Source organism: Terrihabitans rhizophilus, assembly GCF_033898525.1.
Lineage (GTDB): Bacteria > Pseudomonadota > Alphaproteobacteria > Rhizobiales > Methylopilaceae > Flaviflagellibacter > Flaviflagellibacter rhizophilus.
In genome coordinates this window covers 213,081-231,512 of record NZ_JAXAFJ010000003.1, presented here as the reverse complement: position 1 = coordinate 231,512, position 18,432 = coordinate 213,081, and the positions used below count along the sequence as shown (strand labels likewise).

Here is an 18,432-nt window from a genome sequence, read left to right as displayed (position 1 = left end):
GCGAGGGCCCGCATGACCGAGACCAATCCCGTCATCGAGGAAGTCACGAAGCACGACACGACCTCGGTGGTGGCGGTGGCCGGCCATCCCATTCATGCGATGTCGGTGTCCTTCCCCATCGCGCTGGTCATGGCGACGCTCGGCTGCGATCTGTTCTACTGGTGGACGGCCGACCCGTTCTGGACGCGCGTGGCGCTGTGGTCGAGCGGGTTCGCCTTCTTCCTCGGCATCGTTGCCGGCGTGTCGGGAACCGCCGAACTTCTCCTGGTCGCGGGCATCCGCAAGCGCTCCGCCAGCTGGACCCATGCCGTCGCCGCCATGACGCTGCTCTCGGTGGCGGGATTGAACTGGGGCTACCGGATCGAGGACCATGAAGCGGCCGTGCTGCCGATGGGGCTGATGCTCTCCACGCTCGCAGCGATCTTCGTCGGCATCGCGGGCTGGCATGGCGGCAAGCTCGTCTTCGATCATGGAATCGGGATCATGGTTTCGAACAATGACTGAAGCGCTCCCGGCTGGTGCATCACCGCCGGCAGGGCGTTGAGATCAAGGGCGGGCTTGGCCAGGACGATCAACAGGATTGCCGAGACCACGGCCATGGTGAGGCATGTGGCCACCACGTTCCGCGTGAGCGAATAACCGTTGTCGTCCTCGAAGACCCTCACGATGACGAAGCCATGGCGGACGTGGAGCAGCGCCAGCAGCCCGACCACGAGCAGCTTCAGCGCAAACCACGGCGTGAATACCTCCTGCACGAAGATCAGCGCCGTGCCGGTCCCGATGGCGGCGAATGCTGCGGGCGAAACCACGTAGGTGTAGCTGAATCGGACGAATCTCTGCAGCCGCCAGAGGTCGGGGCCGGCAGGATGGTTGCCGCGAAGCGCGAAAAGGCTCGGCAGGACGAGCAGGCCGCCGCACCAGATGACCAATGCACAGATATGAGCAGCCTTCAGCCAGACGCTCATTGCATACGGGATCCTGCCTGCCGCGAAGGCGCCTGAAATGAGTAACGCTTCCTACTAAGCGGGGCGCCGGCGGGGTGCCAACAACGTTCGTCAAACTTCTTTGTGAAGTGACGCCGCCTGAGAACGCAACACCACGCGCGCGCTCACTCCTCCCGGAAGGTCCGGGCGACCTGGTCGGTGAACGGCTTCGTCAGATAGCTTAGCGCGGAGCGCTGGTCGGTCGTGATGTAGACCTCGACCGGCATGCCCGGCACGAGCTTGCGCGCGCCCAGCCGGGCCATCTGCTCGGCACTGACCTCGATGTCGGCGACGAAGTACATCTCTCCCGTCACCGTGTCGCGGGTGGAGGCTGGGGAGACATAGGCGACCTCCCCGAGGATCTCCGGCGTCTCGTTGCGGTTGAATGCGGAGAACCTCAGCCGCGCCGGCTGGGCCAGCGCCACCTGGTCGATATCGGCGGGTGACAATCGGGCCTCGACACGCAACGCGGCGTTCTCCGGCACAAGCGTGATCAGACGCTCCGCCGGGCTGATCACGCCGCCGATCGTATGGACCGCCAGTTCATTGATGTAACCGGCAAGAGGCGCACGGATATTCGTGCGCGACAGCCGATCCTCGATGGCCATCTTGCGGTCCGTGAGTTCCGAGATCTTGGCGTCCACGGTGGAAAGCTCACGCTGCGCCTCCGTGCGGGCCGTCTGGTCCAGTGCCATGATCTGGAGCCGGATCTCGCTCGTGGAGGCGTAGGCACGCGCAATGCCGGCTTCCACCTCGCCCCGGCTGCCGAGAAGACGGGCGGCTTCGCGGTCGGTGTTGTAGACGCGCAGGCTTTCGACCAGCCCCTTCTGCAGGAGTTGCTTCAGCTTGCCGTGCTCGCTTTCGACAAGCTTGATCTCGTCGACCTTGGCAGTCCGCTGGGCCTCGAGGCCCGCAACCTCCTTCTCGATCTGGTTGATGCGGAGCTCGAGCTGTTCCTTCTGGCTGCGGCGATGAGCAAGGTTGCCGCGAAACAGGTTCGTCTCGCTCATGATGACGGCGGCCGCCTCGCCCCCCTGGTCCGCGAAGCCGGGAGGAAACTCCACCTCCGCCAGCATGTCGCGTTCAGCCCTGAGCCGGGCGCGCCGCGCGATGGCTTCGACCATCTGGGTCTTGATGATCGACAGTTCAGCCCGGGTCTGCATGTCGTCGAGACGCAGCAGCACCTGCCCCGCGGTGACGAAGTCGCCCTCCCGTACGGCAATCTCACTGATGATGCCGCCGTCGCGATGCTGGATCGCCTTGAGGTTGCGGTCCACCTTGACCGATCCTTGTGCGATGATCGCGCCGGAGAGCTGCGCCAGCACGGCCCAGGCTCCGCATCCGGCAATGAGCATGAGGGCGAAGACAATTCCCGTCCCGATCCGGCCGCGAAGGCCGAAGCTGCTTTCTGCAGCGGGTCTGGAGCGCATGTCTGCCATCGGTCGACCTCCTCAAGCCAGGTTTTCGGAAATGAAAAGAAGATGATGACCGTCCAGGTTGATGACGAGCTCGTATGAGGTGTCGCCATCGAGGTCGGCCTCGATCCGGGTCTGCTCGAGTTCGTTCACCCGCTCGCTGTGGTAGCGGATGCGGTCGCTGCTGCGATCGCGCTCGCCATAGATGTCCTGGAAGAGCTCGGCGACCTGCGGGGTCAGCTGGTAGCCGGGCAGCTGGATGCAGTCTCCGACCGCGAAGTCGTGGATGCTGGTTCCCGAGCCGCTGCTTCCGCCGGTGAACCTGTAGAGATCCTCACCGCCGCCGCCGCTCAGGTTCACGGCATCGCCGTTGACGACGAAGATGTCGTTGCCGGAGCCGCCGATGACCTCCTCGATGCTTTTCAGAAGATCCGCGCCGATCTCGACCCCCATGGCCTCGCCGGTCACAAGATCGACGATGATGCCCTGCGAGGTGGCGGAGTAGTCCATGACGTCATGGCCTTCGCCGCCGTCACAGAGGTCATCCGCCGCGTCGGCGCTTCCGACCAGCCGGTCGTTCCCGGTGCCGCCGAGCAGGGTGTCCGAACCCAGCCCGCCATCGAGCAGGTCATCGCCGGCCCCGGCCGAGAGAAGATTGCCACCCTCGTCTCCCGTCAGGCTGTCATTGCCGCTGCCGGTGAACACCGCCTCGATATCGTGGAGGAGATCGGCGCCGATCTCGACACTAACCGCTGTGCCGGACCTCAGATCGACCACGATCCCCATCGTGGCCGCCGACATGTCGGCGCTGTCCTTTCCGGCCCCTCCGTCGATCTGGTCGGCTGCGCCGTCCATGCTGGCGACAAGCACATCATCACCCTCGCCTCCGAGCATCCTGTCGGCACCCTCGCCGCCGTCGAGCACATCCTCGCCCGCTCCGCCCTGCAGAATGTCTGCGCCAGCGCGGCCCAGGAGCACGTCATCCCCGTCGCCTCCGACAAGCTGATCGTCTCCGTCGCCACCATCGAGAAGGTCGCGCCCCGCCGCGCCGTCCAGCATGTCATTGCCGGCTTCGCCATGGAGCAGGTCGTCGCCATCCTCGCCGAAGACGCGGTCATCGCCCGCCCCGGCCCACACCGTGTCATTGCCGGCGCCGCCGAAGATCAGGTCCCGGCCCTCTCCGCCGGAAATCACGTCATTGCCGAGGCCCGCGAGCACATGGTCGTCGCCGCTCCCCGCCCAGATAGTGTCGTGGCCCTCGCGCGCATCCACATTGTCGTCGCCGTCGCCGCCGGAGACGTGGTCCGCCGCGGCGGTGCCGAGGAGCACGTCGTCTCCGGCTGTACCCTCGACAGTGTGGTACGGAACGAGGCGGAGCTGGGCCGAATGCAGCACGCCGGACAGGCCGTCCGTCACCCGGTAGGTGAACTCGACGAAGCCGCTTGCGTCCTGCGCAGGCGTGTAGAGCCAGCCGCCCGGCACCGGGTTCAGCGTACCCGAGGATGCAGCAAGCCCGGCAACCGAGAGCTTGTCCCCGTCTTCATCGCTCGCGTTCAGCAGGAGGCTTGCGAAGGCGATGAAGGTCGCCTGTGCGCTGAAGAAATCGCCGAGATAAACCGTCCCGGTGGATCTGGGGGCGCGGTTGGCGGCGCGTGGATCGGGATCCTCGTCCTCCCCCGGCTCCACGCCCGGTGCAACGGGCATGTCGCCGCTTGGTCCTGCATCACTGCCACCTGTGCCGCCGCCGCCACCGGACCCGACGAGCCCGAGATTGTCGTTGCCGGCCCGGGACTTCACCTCGAACGATCCGTTGCGAAGAGCCACCGAAACCTCCGCGGCGCGGAAGGAGATCGGAGGCGAGTCGAGCATGACGAAGGCTGGTGCCTCGTGCTCGACATAGGCGCCGCCAGAGCGCGCGGAGGGCTCCTCCTCGTCGCGGTCCTCCTCGGCCGGCGGTTGGACGAGAGCCGGCCCGCCTGACGCAGCGGTTAGGACCCCATGCTCGTCCTCGGGGGCAGGCTGGCCTGCCTCCGCACTGCGCGCCTCCGGCGGCTCTCCGGCCACCAGCGTGCGGACGTACAGAACAAACGCCGCCAGAAGGAGGGCCACCTGCATCGGCACTTTCGAGAGGGCCGCAGCCTTGGTGATGTAGCGCTCGCGCAGGGAGGCGGGGCCGGTGTCCTGCGCCTTGGTTGCCTTGATCCCGATCATGCTGGCACCCTCATCTGAGTTCGCCGCGCAGCCGCGGGCTCGCTGACTGCGCCATTCACAGAGGAAATGATCTCGTCCTTCGGTCCGAAGGCAGCGAGGCGTCCGGCCTGCACGACGGCGACGAGGTCGACAGCCGCCAGCGCGCTCGGCCGATGCGCCACCACGATGACGATGCCGCCGCGGCGCCGCACGCCGAGGATCGCCTGGGTCAGCGCCGCCTCGCCTTCGCCGTCCAGATTGGAATTTGGCTCGTCGAGCACGATCAGGAACGGATCGTTGTAGAGGGCGCGGGCAAGGCCGATCCGCTGCCTCTGCCCGGCGGACAAAGACGTGCCCTGCGGCCCGATCTGCGTCATGTAGCCTTCGGGCAGGCGCACGATCATCTCATGCACGCCGGCGCCTCTTGCCGCCGCGACGATGGCGCGCGGGTCCGGGCTTTCCTCGAAGCGCGCGATGTTCTCGCCGATGGTCGCGTCGAGCAAGGCCACCTCCTGCGGGAGAAAACCGGTCCAGCGCCCAAGCTCCTGGTCGCTCCATTGGCCCAGTTCCGCGTCGTCCAGGCGCACGCTTCCGCGAAGCACCGGCCACACCCCCGTGAGAGCGCGCACAAGGGTGGTCTTTCCACCTCCGCTGGGTCCGATGACGCCGAGACCATCGCCCGCCTTCAACTCGAAGCCGACTTCGCTCAGCAGCACGCGGCCAGAGGCGGGCGCCGCAATCGTGATGCGCTCGACCTTCAGGGAAGAAACCGGCGCGGGCAGCGGCATGGGAGGCTTGGCCCCTGCCAGCGCAACGACGGTTTCCCGCAGCCGCTTCATCGCGGAGCGGGCGGCAACCACGCCCTTCCAGTTCGCGATGGCAAGATCAATGGGGGCGAGCGCGCGCGAGGACGCGACGGAGCAGGCGATGATGGCGCCGGCCGACAGTTCGCCCTTGATCGTCAGATATGCGCCGAGCCCCAGCAGCGCCGATTGCAGCAGCATCCGCAGCACGCGCGCGATGGCGCCGAACGTGCCGGTGATGTCGTTGGTGCGCGTCTGGAGAACGAGGTGCTCGTCGTTCGCGATGTTGAAGCGCTCGACGGCCCGATGGGCGAAACCCATGGCCTTGAGGATGTCGGCGTTGCGGGCGTTGGAATCCGCGATGGCGGACCGCGTGATGACCGCCTTGAGGGTTGCCGCGTTCAGGCGGCGCGTCATCAACTCCGTCACGAGGGTCAGGACGGACAGCACCACCGCTCCGGCCAGCGTAAGCCCGCCGAGGAAGGGGTGCAGCAGGTAGACGAAGGCGAGATAAATCGGGATCCAGGGCAGATCGAACAAGGCGATGGGAGCCTGACTGCCGAGAAAGCCGCGGACGGTATCCACATCGCGCCCGCGTTCCAGGGACTCAGCGGTCGAGAAGCCGAACCGGGGCATGTCGATGGCGACGCTGTGGGCCAGCGGCGCGATCTTCTTGTCCAGCCGCGCACCCACGCGCACCAGCACCTGCGAGCGGATGACGTCGAACACGCCCTGGAACAGGTAGAGCCCGATGGCGATGACGGAGAGCGCCACCAAGGTCGGCACGCTGCCGGCGGCGAGCGCCCGGTCGTAGATCTGCAGCATGTAAAACGAGCCGGTCAGCGCCAGCACATTGATCACGCCGGAGATCAGGAAGAGGAAGAGCACGACGCCGCGGAAGCCCGTGATCAGTTTCGCTGCGTCCTCTTTTCGCGAGGCTTTCGTGTTGGTGCGCATGGCACGTCTCTTGTGGCTGCTGGGGCGGTTGAGGGGCCGGTGCGGGACCGGCCCCTCGATGGGTCTGCGTCAACCGATCAGAACTTGAAGTCGGTTGCGTCCAACTCGTGCGTACCCTTGAGGCTGAGCTTGAACTCGGCCGCGGCGTCGCCGCCGGTATTGCCCTGCACCACGGTGTAGTCGCCGTCCGCGCGGGTCTCATAGGACACCATCAACTGCGCCGCCGCGGTGAAGCTCGGCCCAGCTACCAGGGTGAAGGCCTGGTTGCCGGCAACGCCCGCGTTCGCGTCCATGCCGGTCAGGTCGAGGACGTCCCCGGCCTGGAAGTTGAGGATGGTGTCGTTGTTGGCGGCTTCGGCGCTCAGGAAGCGGAAGACGTCATTACCCGCGCCGCCGTCCATGATGTTGACGGCATTGCTGGCTGTGATGTCGTCCGCGCCGGAGCCCGTGACCACGTTCTCGACGCCCCACAGGGTGTCGCTGCCAGTCTGCGAACTCCAGGCGCTGCCGCGACCGCCGAGGCCTGTCCCGAGATCGACCTTCGCCGTGGTGGTGACGGCCGACATGTCCAGCGTGTCCACGCCCGCGCCGCCATTCGGCTCGTCGCCGAAATAGGTGTCGTCGCCATCGTTCTTCGACGCCACCAGCAAGTCGTTGCCCGCGCCGCCCATTACGAGGTCGTTGCCGGCCCCGGCATCGATCAGGTCGTCACCGGCATCGCCGAACAGGCGATCGTCACCGGCATCGCCATGGATCATGTCGGCGCCTGCGCCGCCGAAGACGTGATCGTCGCCCAGGCCAGCCGAGATGACGTCCCTACCCTCGCCGCCATGGACGAAGTCGTTGCCGTCACCGGCCACGATTGCGTCGGCACCGGCATGGCCCATGATGACGTCGTCGCCGCCGAAGCCGATCAGGTTGTCGTCGGCTGCGGTTCCGGCGAGCACGTCGGCTGCCGGGGTGCCGACAACGGGCGGGGTGGTGCCCGTGCCGGTTCCGCCGCCATTGCCGGTGCCGGGACCGTCTGTGTCGTCGTCCTCGCCACCGTCTACTTCGTCGTCATCGTCGTCCTGACCGTTGCCATCGTCATCATCTTCGTCTTCGTCGTCGTCTTCGTCATCCTCGCCTCCACCGACCGGAGGCGTGTCATCTTCGTCGTCTTCATCTTCGTCGGTGTCATCATCGTCATCTCCGCCGACGGGCGGTCCGTCACCGTCATCCTCATCCTCGTCTTCATCGTCCGTGCCGCCCGTTGGGCCGTCATCGTCGAGATCGGCGCTGAAGATGTCCTCCGGCAGATTGGTGAGGCCGGTGTTGCGGGCGATGATGTCCGCAAAGTCCTGCCCATCCACGAAGTCCTCGTAGAAGTCGAAGTTGTCGAAGCGGTCGGTGTAGTAGAACCGATCGCCCTCCTGCAGACGGTCGAACTGTTCGTGCAGCACCACCCAGAAGGTCTGGCCGACCATGCCGCCATTGATGTGCTGCTCGGCAAGGCCACCGACCCAGAGATCCACGCGGTCGATCCCCTTGACGATCTTGGCGCCGTTCGTCCCGTCCAGCAGCGCAATGCTGGGATTGGCCGCCACGAAATCGGCGATCTCCTCAGGCGTATCCAGCACAAGGTCCGGATAGGCCTGCTTCATCTGTGCGATGACCGATGCGCTGAGACCGTTGCGGGCCTGGAAGTCTTCCCAGGAGGCGTAGGGGTCCATGTTCCCCGCGAAGCCGATGGCTTCCCTGATGTACGGACTTCCCGAAGCCTTCAGGTCGGCGCGGACCTGGTTGAGCGTGCCGAGCCCGACATCGCGTCCACGCGCCACGTTGAAGGAGAACAGGTCGGCGTTGATGCGCACGAGATCGTTGCGCACGGCGTCGACGATGTTGAAGTCCACCTCTTCCGCCTGCTGGGTGGCAATGCCGCCGAGGATCGAGCCCACGCCCAGCTGTGCATAGCCCGGCTGGGGCACGTAGCCCGGAGGCAGCGTGCCGGTGAACACCGAGGGATCGTTGCTCGGGTTCAGGAACGCATCGAACAAGGCCACCTGCTTCGGCTGCCCGTTCTCGTCCAGAACCGTCATGGTCTGGCCGATCAGGGAGTGCCCGACCCGGTACACGGCGGACGCGAACTCATGGGAGATCCGCGCATCGACATCCGGGTTGTAGCCGTCATGGCCATGGGTGCCGAGGCCGCGCATGCCACCAAGAAGCGCATCCGCGAACTCGTCGAAGACGACCCGCTGATACTCCGCCTCGTTCATCATCTTGGCGGCCTGGAACACCTCTTCCGGGGTGCCGTCGAACCCGGCTTCGACCAGATTCTCCACATGGTAGTTGTGGTTGCGGGCCCAGACCGTGTGCATCGCCGTCAGCGCGAAGTTCTCATTGGCCCGTCCGTCGCCCGCCACGTAATGGTCGAGCAGGCTGACGAATGGATTGGTGTCGAGCAGCAGCGGGAAACCGCTGCCCATGAAGTTCGACACAGCCGCGTTCAGCACGTCCGGATCGAAGCTGCCGGTCGCCTCGTCGAAGAGGTTGCCCGTCGCCGTCTCGGAAATCGGGAAATTGCTGTAGTAATCGTGGAAGCTGATCGCTCCGTTTGGCAGCGATGCATCGTGGAAGACGGTGTTCGCCTCCCAGTGATGCTGGATCATCTCGCGCAGCGTGGGCAGCAGCTTGAAGCCGGGGCTGGAGGGATCGTCCGCTCCCGCGAGCAGCCGCATCCCGACACCGCCAACACCATCGCTTTCGCGCAGGAACTGGCCGACCAGTTCGTTGGAGCCATAGGCCTGGTTCTGGTCCACATAGGGCGAGGTCTTGTTGACGTGCTGCGGGATGCCGTTGGCATCGAGCCCGTCGACTTCCGCCCGCGTGAGGTCCGCCGGATTGTCCGTTCCCGGGGCGCGAAGCGAGCCCGGACCGCCGATCTCGATCGTGCCGAAGACAGAGTTCTTCGGTACGAAGTCCAGCCCGTGATCGAAGTACTGGCCGAACGCCATGAAGAAGATGTTGGCGTCATTGGCCTGCTTGGGCAGGTCCGCTTCCTGCGTGCCCAGCAGGTTGCTGATGGCGCGCGCATCCAGTCCCTCGAAGATGGGGTTGACCTCGCGGTTGTTGCCGGACGCGTTCAACTCGCCGTAGCGGGCCGTCGTCAGGCGGATGAAGTGCTGGTCCGCAGAGCCGTAGTCGGGGTTTGCGGTGTTGTTGCCGGTGCCCTCCAGATCACGGATGCCGGCATGGCCCTCCGTATCGTCTTCGCCGTCGAATGCGTTCCGTCCGTTGACCAGGTTCTTGAGGCCCTGCAGGTCACGGGCCGTCAGCGCAAACGCGCCCTGCCCGCCGCCACCTCCGCCTTCGCCCGGCTCAGCGGCTGGCGCCTGCAAGGTCACCGAATGCGTGCCCTTGGTGTAGGTCGTCGTGCCATTGGCATTCACGGTGCGGGCGTAGTCCGCAAGCGTCTGACCGTTCGGAAGTTCGATCACGTCCTGCGGCCGCAGCGTGCCGACGATCGTGTCATTGCCGCCATTCGTCCGCAGCACGATGCGATGAGCAGATTGCAGCGCCGTGATGTCCACGGTGTCGTTCCCGGACGATCCGTTGATGTGGATCGTGTTGAACGCAAGGCTCGTAGGATCGAAATTGCCGCGCGTCGTGACCGTATCGGCCCCCGGCCCGGTGTTGACCGTGATCTCCTCGATGTTGTCGAGTTCGGCGATCACCGCTCCATTTCGGGTGATGACGATCTCGGCCTCCTCCCGCTGAATCACGATGCCGTCTGCCAGCGCCGCGGCGCGTGAGCGGACCACGAAGGCCTCCGCCGTTCCGTCGCCGTTGACGACGAAGGCATCCGTGCCCGCACCGCCGTCCACGAAGTCGCGGCCGTCCTGCGAGATGGTCGCGCCGAAGAGGGACGCCGCGTTCCAGACCGCCGTGTCGTTCCCGCCACCGGCGAAGACGATGTCGTTGCCCGTGCCGGCATCGAAGGTGCTGGCGGCATCATTGCCGACGAGGATGTTGTCGGCAGTGGTGCCGTCCACGGTGCCCGTCGCGTCGCGGGTCAGTGTGACGCCGCCCGTGTCGGTTGCGTTGGCGGCGCCCGAGCCATCGGTCGCCGTATAGGTGAAGCTGCCTCCGGCTATCCCGGTGTCCGTCACGGTCAGGGACCCGTTCGCGCGGGTCACCGTCAGGCCGTTGAAGGCGCTCACGGCGGTCACGGCGAGTGCAGCTCCCTCGGGGTCGCTGTCGTTGCGCAGCAGGGCCCATTCCGGCAGGACGAACGAGCCCGTCGCGACATTGGTGATGACGGTGTCGTTGTTTACCGCGGGCTGGTCGTTGACCGCCGTTACATTGACGGTGGCCGTTGCGACATTGCTGTCGAGCATGCCGTCACTGACCGCCACCTGGATGGTGCGCGGAGCCGTGTCGGGATTGTTCGTCGTGTTCTCGAAACGCACGGCCTGGATGGCCGCCTCATAGGCTGCCGGCGTGGCCGTACCCGAGAGCGTCAGCGTGATGACCCCTGCGACCGTTGTGTTCACGTTGGCCGAGATGCCGTTCGGCAGATTGCCCTGCACGAACAGGCGGTCGCCGGTCTTCGCGTTCGTCAGCACCACGCTGGCCGAAACGATCCCGTTGCTGTCTTCAACGATGCGCGGGTCGGAACCAACGGCCGCCGCGGCTCCGTTCTCGGTATAGGCGGCGTTGATGTCGATGGAGGGCGGGTTCGCTGGCACGAAAACATTGGCGGTGATCGCCAGATTGTCGATCGAGAAGCTCTCGCCCGTGTCGAGCGCGTTGTTCGCGCGGAAGCGGATGGCGGCGTTGTCGGTGAACGGAACACCCGTCGGTAGCTGGACGGTGATGTTGCCGCCATTACCGCCGTCGAAGGTGCGGAGGGTGACGAAGTTCACGCCATCCGCCGCGAAGTCGAAGAAGATTTCCTCGTTGTCGCCAGAGAACAGCCCGCCAACACTGGCGTCGTTGACGGAAAACGTCACCGTGGCCGATCTGGCACCGGACAAATCGACGTGGCGCGTCACGGCGGCATCATCGACACTGCCCTGGGAGAACTGCAGGACACCGCCGGCAACCCTCACGCTGCCGCCAGTGGCGCCGCCCGCATCCAACGTCTCCGTCCAGGCGGTCTTGAAGTTGGTATTACCACCATTGTTCGTGTAGGCGGCGGTGTTGAAGTTGTCCGCAAGGCTGCGCGTAGCGACGTCGAAGCCATTGAGTTGCAGGCTCGGCGGCGAGAGCGTCACGGTCTGGTCGGCGAACTGCAGCCGCTCCATGTTGTGCAGGCGGTCCACGCCATCCGACACGAAGTTCGTGCCGACAGGGCGGTTGGCGGTATCAAAGCCCGTATGGGAGACGATGACGGAGCCATCCGGCCCACGACTGATCGTGTAATTGGCCCGCACATCCCAGTAGACGGCCGTGTCGATGTCGCCGACACCGTCGTCCTTGAGGATCTCGCGCACGATCTCGAGTTGGCCGGGCTGGAGGGTGCCGTCCAGCATCAGGGCCTGCAGCGGCTTGCCGCCGAACAGATCGGCTCCATTCGGGCCGGTGACCTTCGCGGTCATGCCTTCCGCCGAGCCCAGAACTGCGCCGGATGCGTCCTTCACCGCGATACGCACGTTCAGCCAGCGATCGCCGTCGATGATGTCGTCGCCGCCACGACCCTGGATGGTGTCGCTGCCGCCGCCGCCCAGCAGCACATTGCCGCCGACAAAGGCCATCTTGCTGTCGCCGCTGCCGTCGGCCTCGTACTGGACCTGCTCCAGCAAGTCGGCCGTGACGATCTGGGAGAGGTTCCTGATCCGCGCGATGCCAGCCTGATCGAGCTCGTGCCCGGTCATGGTGTTCTCGGCGCCCGCGAGACCGCCGCCAGCCTCCGTTGCTGCGTCTCCCCGATCATCGCCCCGGAGAACGTCGTTCCTGTCCCATCCGGACAGCGCCTCCACCGCGTCGAAACGGTCACGCAGGATGTCCTGCTCGTCTGTCGTGAAGATGGGCTTGGTCAGGTCGTCATTGGCCGCGACCGTGTTGCCCTTGTGGATGGCCCAGTCGAAGCCAAGCATGCCCTCATTGCGCATGACGCTTTCGCCCTGGACCATGATGTCGTCGCCGGACTCCGCGTCGAAATCGTGCTCGTCCGAGCCCGCGAACATCACGTCGTGGCCGATGATCCGCGAATTGAAGAACAGCTGCGAATTGTCGCCCGCCGTGGTGTCGAAACCGCCGCCGCCCTCGATCCAGTCGTCACCTTCATTGCCGAGCAGGAAGTCCGCGCCCTCACCACCGATGATGAAGTCGTTGTCGGTTCCGCCGAAGGCTTCCTTTCCGTCGGGCCCGGTGATGATGAAGTCGGATCCCTGGTTGCCGAAGATCAGCGCTAGTCCGCTGCCGCCGTGGATGACGTCGTTGCCGTCCTCGCCGTGCAGCATGTCCACCTCACCTATGTCCGTGCCGGAATTGGTGATGATGTCGTTGCCCTTCCCGCCATGGATCTTGTCGACGCCGTAGCCGGCCTCGATGCGGTCATTGCCATCGCGGCCCCAGACGGAATCGTCGCCGCCGCCGGCGATGATGTGGTCATTGCCGTTGGTGCCCTGGATCAGCACATGGTCGTTGCTGTTGACGCGGATATACTCGGCCACGCCATCAGTATTGGCGTCGCGGCGCTCGATCATGGGCGAGATCGCCTGCAGGAACGGATCTTCCTGCGTGGGATCGACATAGCCGAACTTCTGCTGTTCGTTCTTGTCCATGTAGAGGACATGGTCCGGCACAGAGAAGACGTCGCCGGGCAGTGCATAACCTTCCTCGCCGAGGTCCGTGTTGTTCAGCAGCATCTTGGCGAAAGAATTGTTTTCCAGCTCGTTCAGGAAATTGAGGCCCTGAACGCGCGACAGATAGTAGAAGCGGTCCGCGTTCTGCAGGTTCTCCATCTGCAGTTCGAAGACGAACGAGAAGGTGGAGCCCAGCATGCCGCCGAAGGCCATCTTCTTCTCGGCCAGGCCACCCACCCACAGATCGACAAGATTGAGACCGCCGAGCAGCGAGTAGCCGGCGAGCGGGCCGGTTGTCTCGATGGCCGCGTACTGGCCGCGCGCATTCAGGAAGTTCTGGCGGTCCATCTCGTCGAGAGATGCATGCCCGAAGACGAGGTTCCAGGCCGCATCGCGCTTCGCCTCGGGCGTGCTGGCGGAGGTGATCGTCTCGTGCGTTCCGTAAGCCGCGATGAAGTTCACGACCGAGGCCGGGTTCTTCAGGTTGAGCGCGAAATCCATCCAGCTTGTATAGGGATCGAGCTGTGTGTCGCCGTTCGCGATCTCCTTGAACTGCTCGCGCGCCAGGTTGAGCGGCGGGATGCCGGCCTCACGCCCGCGTGCGATGTTGAGGGCCGCCAGATCGAGCGGGATGCCAAGCAATTGGTTGCGCAGGACGTCGGTGACGAATTCGTCGATCTCGTTGCCGACCTGGGAGGTCATGCCGCGGATCACCGCGCCGGTCGCCTGATCATGGTCGAGCGTAAACGTGCCGGACGAGGTCGTGACCTGCCCGCCAAATTCGATCGGGTTCAGGAAGGCGTCGAACAGATCGAGATCCGCCCTGCTGCCGTCGTCCAGCACCCGATCCACACTCTCGTTCAGCATGGAGTGGCCGAAGCGGTACACGACATGCGCGAACTCGGCGAAGATGGCCGGGTTGATGTCCGTCGACGGGTTGAAGACGAAGACGTCGACGTCCGGCTGGATCTTGCGGGCGAACTCCTCGAAGACGAGGTGCTGATACTGCATTTCGGTGGTGAAGCGGGCCGTCTGGAAGAGGCGCTCGCCGTTCCAGTCCAGCGTGGCTCCGGCCGTCGGCAGCGCCGCCAGCGGCACGTCCAGCCATTCATTGATGAAGTCGAGGTCTCCGGACGCCAGCACCTTCTGCTTGATCTGGTCGATCATGCCGTTGTGCTCGGAATGGAAGACGTGGTGGACGGCCGTCAAGCCGATATTCTCGTTGCCGCGTCCGTCGCCCGTGATGAAGTGGCGGTCCAGCATCTCGTTGTCGTACGCGGTCCCCGTGCCCCGCGCATTGAGCGGGCCGGCTGAGCCGTCGGCATTGGCGTAGCCGAGCGCGGTGTCGCCGTCCTGCTGCAGCACGCCGCCGGTGACGACCGGAACTGCCGCGTGGGCAATGTCGTCGAGGAAGGCATGGCCGGTGCGCACCGCTCCCAGCGCGCTGGGACTGATCGGAGCCGCGAGATTCCCTGCGACGAAGACATCATCACCGCCGCCGAACATGCCATCGGGTCCGAGCCCGACCACGAGCTGGGGCATCCCGTTCGCACCGGGAACGAAGCGTCCGTAATCGTCCATGACGAACAGCGGCACGGAGCCGATATCCGCATCGGTCAGCAGGACGCCGAGCTTCTCGGCCGCCTGCTCCTTGACGTCGGCCCAGGTGGCCAGCCCGCCATCGGCGCCCGAGAGCAGGCGCCCTGTGGCGACGGGCCTGCCTTGCGCGTCGAGTTCATACTCCCGCATGAAGAGCTGCTTGGAGGCATTGGAGGAATAGGTCTGGTTCTGGTCGACCCATGGGGTCGTGAGGTTTGCAGCCCCCGTCGTGGAGCGCGTCAGCACCATGAAATTCGTGTGCGGGCTCGCGGGATTGTAGAGCGGGTCGTCCACGCTGAGCGGGATGTAGACGGTGCCGTTCTTCTCCTTGGCAACAAGATCCAGACCGTGGTCGAAGAACTGGCCGAACAGCGTGAACCAGGAATTGAACGAAGCCGACAGTCCCTCGTCCGGCGCAACGTTCGGCAGCATGACGGATGTGCCGTCCATCTCGATGCCGTGGGTGGTCAGCAGCGCGTCGACCGTGGGCGCCTCGCTTGCGAAAGCCATGCTCTGCAGCGCGGTGGCGCCGGGATTGGCGGTGCGATAGTCCGCCATCGCCTGCTCGTACGCGACCTGGATCTGCGCAATCGCGGGCAGGATCGCGGCCGGCGCGGCGCCGGCGTGAACCAGTGCGGCGTAGATCACGGCGGGATTGCCCAGCGTCTGGTCTACGATCAGGTTCGAGATGAGGCGGGGATCGGCATCGACGACCGTGCCGCCACCGAGCCCCTGCGAGGCCGGCGGTGGAGCGCCATGCTCCCCGTAATTGCCGTCGGCGAAGACCACCTGGCCGGGACTTCCGGCCCCGAAGGTGATGCTGTCATCGTTCTCGTTGCGCCAGAAAGGGTCGGTCAGGCGCGGGAATGAGCCGTCGGCAGCGCCCCATTGCTCGCGTCCCTCCACAAGATTGTTGAACCCGCCGTCGACGGTGCGCAGCCCGTAGGGCGCGAGAGGGTCGCTGATGGCGAGCAGCGCGCCGGCCGTTCCGGCAGAAACGACATTGCCGTTTCGGTCTACATAGATCTGGTCAAGGGGAGTTCCGGCGGCGTTGGCCTCGGAGATCTTGATCTGGCGAAGAATAAACTCGAGATCCCCTTTGATGATGTCGACCATAGCCCTCTCCCCTCGTGCCGAATACTGGCGCATGACGGCGGGAGATCACGATCGATGGTCCCGGCGTTTCCAGGAGATGATGACGACAGCGGTTCTCGTTCGTTAGCTCACAAGGTCGCGCGATTTCTGGGGCGTCGGTCGCATGGCGTGTTGCGACCTCTGAAACCGGGAGTGGTGGGACGAAGAGACCCGACCTTGGTCTCGAATGCCGGAAACTCCGGCACACACAGGAAAGCCGCTGAAAACAGCGGCGTCCTATTCTGCAGGCCGCCTATAGAGCTAGTGCAGAGGAAGCTGCGAGGCTTCGCTTACCTGCATCTGCTGGGCTGCGATGACGACCTCCAGCCGGTTGCGCGCATGCAGCTTCTGCATGATCACCGTCATGTAGTGCTTCACCGTCTTCTCGCTGATGCAAAGACTTTGCGCGATCTCCCGGTTTGTGCGGCCGCGCAGCAGGAGCTGGACGATCTGCTGCTCCCGCAGGCTGAGCCGGGCCTTCTCCGTCGTCACCTTCAGCATCGCTGCCTGGCGCAAGGCCGCGATGACCTTGGTGGCGAAGCACTGGTTGATGAAGGTCTCGCCCCTCAGGACGCTATCAACCGCGGTCAGTACTTCGCCCTGAGTGCTGCCCTTCAGCACGTAGCCGCTTGCGCCGGCTTCCAGTGCCCGCACGGCGTCGTCGATACTGGCGCTTGCGGTGCAGACAATTACACGCGGAACGCTGGCGATGGCGCAGATCTCGCGGATGGCGTAGAAGGCGTCGCCCTCCATCATCAATTCCATGATGACGAGATCAGGCTCGTGGAGACGCGAAAGCGCCACTGCATCTGCGGCGGATCCGCCAGTGGCGACAATCGACAAGCGAATGTCGGCGGCAAGGACGTTCCTAAGACCGTGCAGGAAAAGTGGCTGCCCGTCGAACAGCGCGACCGACGCCTCTAGCATTTGTGCAACCCTCCCCATTATGGTGTTGCCGCATTCTTATGCAACCAACGCTAGATCCGATCCCGGATCGCGTAAATATGAATCTTTTGTGACTCATTGCGTGGTTAACATTGGTTAAGAGTGCACAATCCGATTCCACGCCGGACTCCCGACCGTTCAGGCAGATGACGTTCGCGCGGCGCGCCGGGAGGTTGATCATCCCGCAGCTCTGCACGCGCAGGATGCTGGCAAGGATCCAGGATCGGGACCGCCGCGTCGCCTGAACGCCGGCCCCGATGATTTTCACGCGCCGACGCCGTCACCGATCTATAGAGGCACTCGCAAGATCCGAGATCGGGAACAGGAGCCGGCAGGTGGACCAGCAGGGCGGTGTGAAGCAGGGGGCGTCCGGCTCCGATGTCTCCTATCTTGTCGTGGAGCGCCTAAGCCGCCGCTTCGGAGATGTGGCGGCAGTCGACGATGTTTCCCTCACGGTCGCACGTGGCGAGATCATCTGCCTTGTCGGCCATTCCGGCTGCGGAAAATCATCGCTGCTGCGGCTCGTTGCCGGTGTCGACCGGCCGGATCGCGGACGCATCCTTCTGGATGGCGAGGAGATCGCCGGCCCGCGCAGCCATGTCGAGCCGGAGGACCGGCGCATCGGGTTCATGTTCCAGGACTATGCGCTGTTCCCGCATCTCAGCGTCACGGACAATGTGCGGTTCGGCCTCGCTCGACTGGACAAGGCACGGGCCGCCGCACGCGCCGAGGAGGTCATCGGCCTGCTCGGCATCCCCCATCTCGCCGGGCGTTTTCCGCACATGCTGTCCGGTGGCGAGCAGCAGCGCGTGGCGCTGGCCCGCGCCCTTGCCCCTCAGCCGCGCATCCTCCTGATGGACGAGCCGTTCTCAAATCTCGACCGCGGCCTGCGCGACGGCCTGCGCACGGAAACGCTTGGGGTGCTGCGGGAACTTGGCACCACGGTGCTGATGGTGACGCATGATCCGGAAGAGGCGCTGTCCTCCGGCGACAGGGTCGTCCTCATGCGCGGGGGCAGCGTTGTGCAGGAAGGTTCAGGGCGCGAATTGTACGATCGGCCCCGGAATGCCTATGCAGCGGAGTTCTTCTGCAGCTTCAACAAGATCCCCGGCACCTGCAGCCAGGGCTTCCTGGAGACGCCGCTCGGGCGGTTCGCCGCGCCGGACCTGGCGGAGGGCGCCCGGGCAACCGCACATATCCGGCCGCACAGCCTGCGCATTTCCGACGAGCATGCGCAGGGCCTCGAATGCCGGGTGCTCGACATCATCCTCATGGGCGAGATCGAGGAAGTCCGCCTGCTCGCTTCAGGCGTGCCCGAGCCCCTGCGGGTCCGCTCCACGGTACGTTGCAGCCTCCGGCCCGGCGATGCAGCGACGGTGCAGCTGACATCCGCAAATGTACTCATCTTCTGAAGAACGCCTGTGTAAAGGCCAACACAATCTCCGCTTTCCTTGAATTATAACAATTATAATCAGCGAACCCGCGCATCGAGAAGCGTTTACCTGAGCACGGAAACGTGGTTCCTCCGGCCGTTCCTTGGCAGCATCTTCAATTGCGCCAGATCATCTGGGAGGATGGTTCATTGATCTCGTCAGCAGCACTGCGGCCCGCCCTT

8 protein-coding genes are annotated in these 18,432 nt (G+C 65.0%); 2 read left to right on the top strand and 6 right to left on the bottom strand.

All coding sequences use genetic code 11. The annotated features are described in order from the left end of the window. Positions 1 to 12: 12 nt before the first annotated feature. Positions 13 to 504 carry a DUF2231 domain-containing protein gene (locus SCD90_RS07360; RefSeq protein WP_319844003.1) on the top strand — a complete coding sequence of 164 codons (492 nt, stop codon included), beginning with the start codon at positions 13 to 15 and terminating at the stop codon, positions 502 to 504. Here SCD90_RS07360 and SCD90_RS07355 read toward each other — a convergent pair. The 6 genes from SCD90_RS07355 to SCD90_RS07330 form a co-directional block, all read right to left on the bottom strand. Next, on the bottom strand, positions 468 to 965 hold the full coding sequence (locus SCD90_RS07355) for a CopD family protein (protein ID WP_319844002.1): 498 nt from the start codon (positions 963 to 965) through the stop codon (positions 468 to 470). The genes SCD90_RS07360 and SCD90_RS07355 overlap by 37 nt on opposite strands. A gap of 143 nt (positions 966 to 1,108) precedes the next feature. Continuing rightward, positions 1,109 to 2,422: an HlyD family type I secretion periplasmic adaptor subunit gene (locus SCD90_RS07350; RefSeq protein ID WP_319844001.1), complete on the bottom strand. Its 1,314-nt coding sequence runs from the start codon at positions 2,420 to 2,422 to the stop codon at positions 1,109 to 1,111. A gap of 12 nt (positions 2,423 to 2,434) precedes the next feature. Beyond that, positions 2,435 to 4,609, bottom strand: coding sequence for a calcium-binding protein (locus SCD90_RS07345; protein WP_319844000.1), 2,175 nt, complete (start codon positions 4,607 to 4,609; stop codon positions 2,435 to 2,437). Further along, on the bottom strand, positions 4,606 to 6,348 hold the full coding sequence (locus SCD90_RS07340; RefSeq protein ID WP_319843999.1) for a type I secretion system permease/ATPase: 1,743 nt from the start codon (positions 6,346 to 6,348) through the stop codon (positions 4,606 to 4,608). The genes SCD90_RS07345 and SCD90_RS07340 overlap by 4 nt, the downstream gene beginning before the upstream one ends. Before the next feature lie 77 nt (positions 6,349 to 6,425). Further along, on the bottom strand, positions 6,426 to 15,854 hold the full coding sequence (locus SCD90_RS07335) for a peroxidase family protein (RefSeq protein WP_319843998.1): 9,429 nt from the start codon (positions 15,852 to 15,854) through the stop codon (positions 6,426 to 6,428). A gap of 279 nt (positions 15,855 to 16,133) precedes the next feature. Beyond that, the gene (locus SCD90_RS07330) at positions 16,134 to 16,799 is read right to left on the bottom strand and encodes a response regulator transcription factor (RefSeq protein ID WP_319843997.1); all 666 of its coding nucleotides are present in this window, start codon (positions 16,797 to 16,799) and stop codon (positions 16,134 to 16,136) included. Between the two features lie 353 nt (positions 16,800 to 17,152). On the opposite strand from SCD90_RS07330, the gene SCD90_RS07325 reads away from it, so the two are divergent. After that, a complete protein-coding gene (locus SCD90_RS07325; RefSeq protein WP_319843996.1) occupies positions 17,153 to 18,229 on the top strand; it encodes an ABC transporter ATP-binding protein in 1,077 nt (358 codons plus the stop codon). Positions 18,230 to 18,432 lie beyond the last annotated feature (203 nt).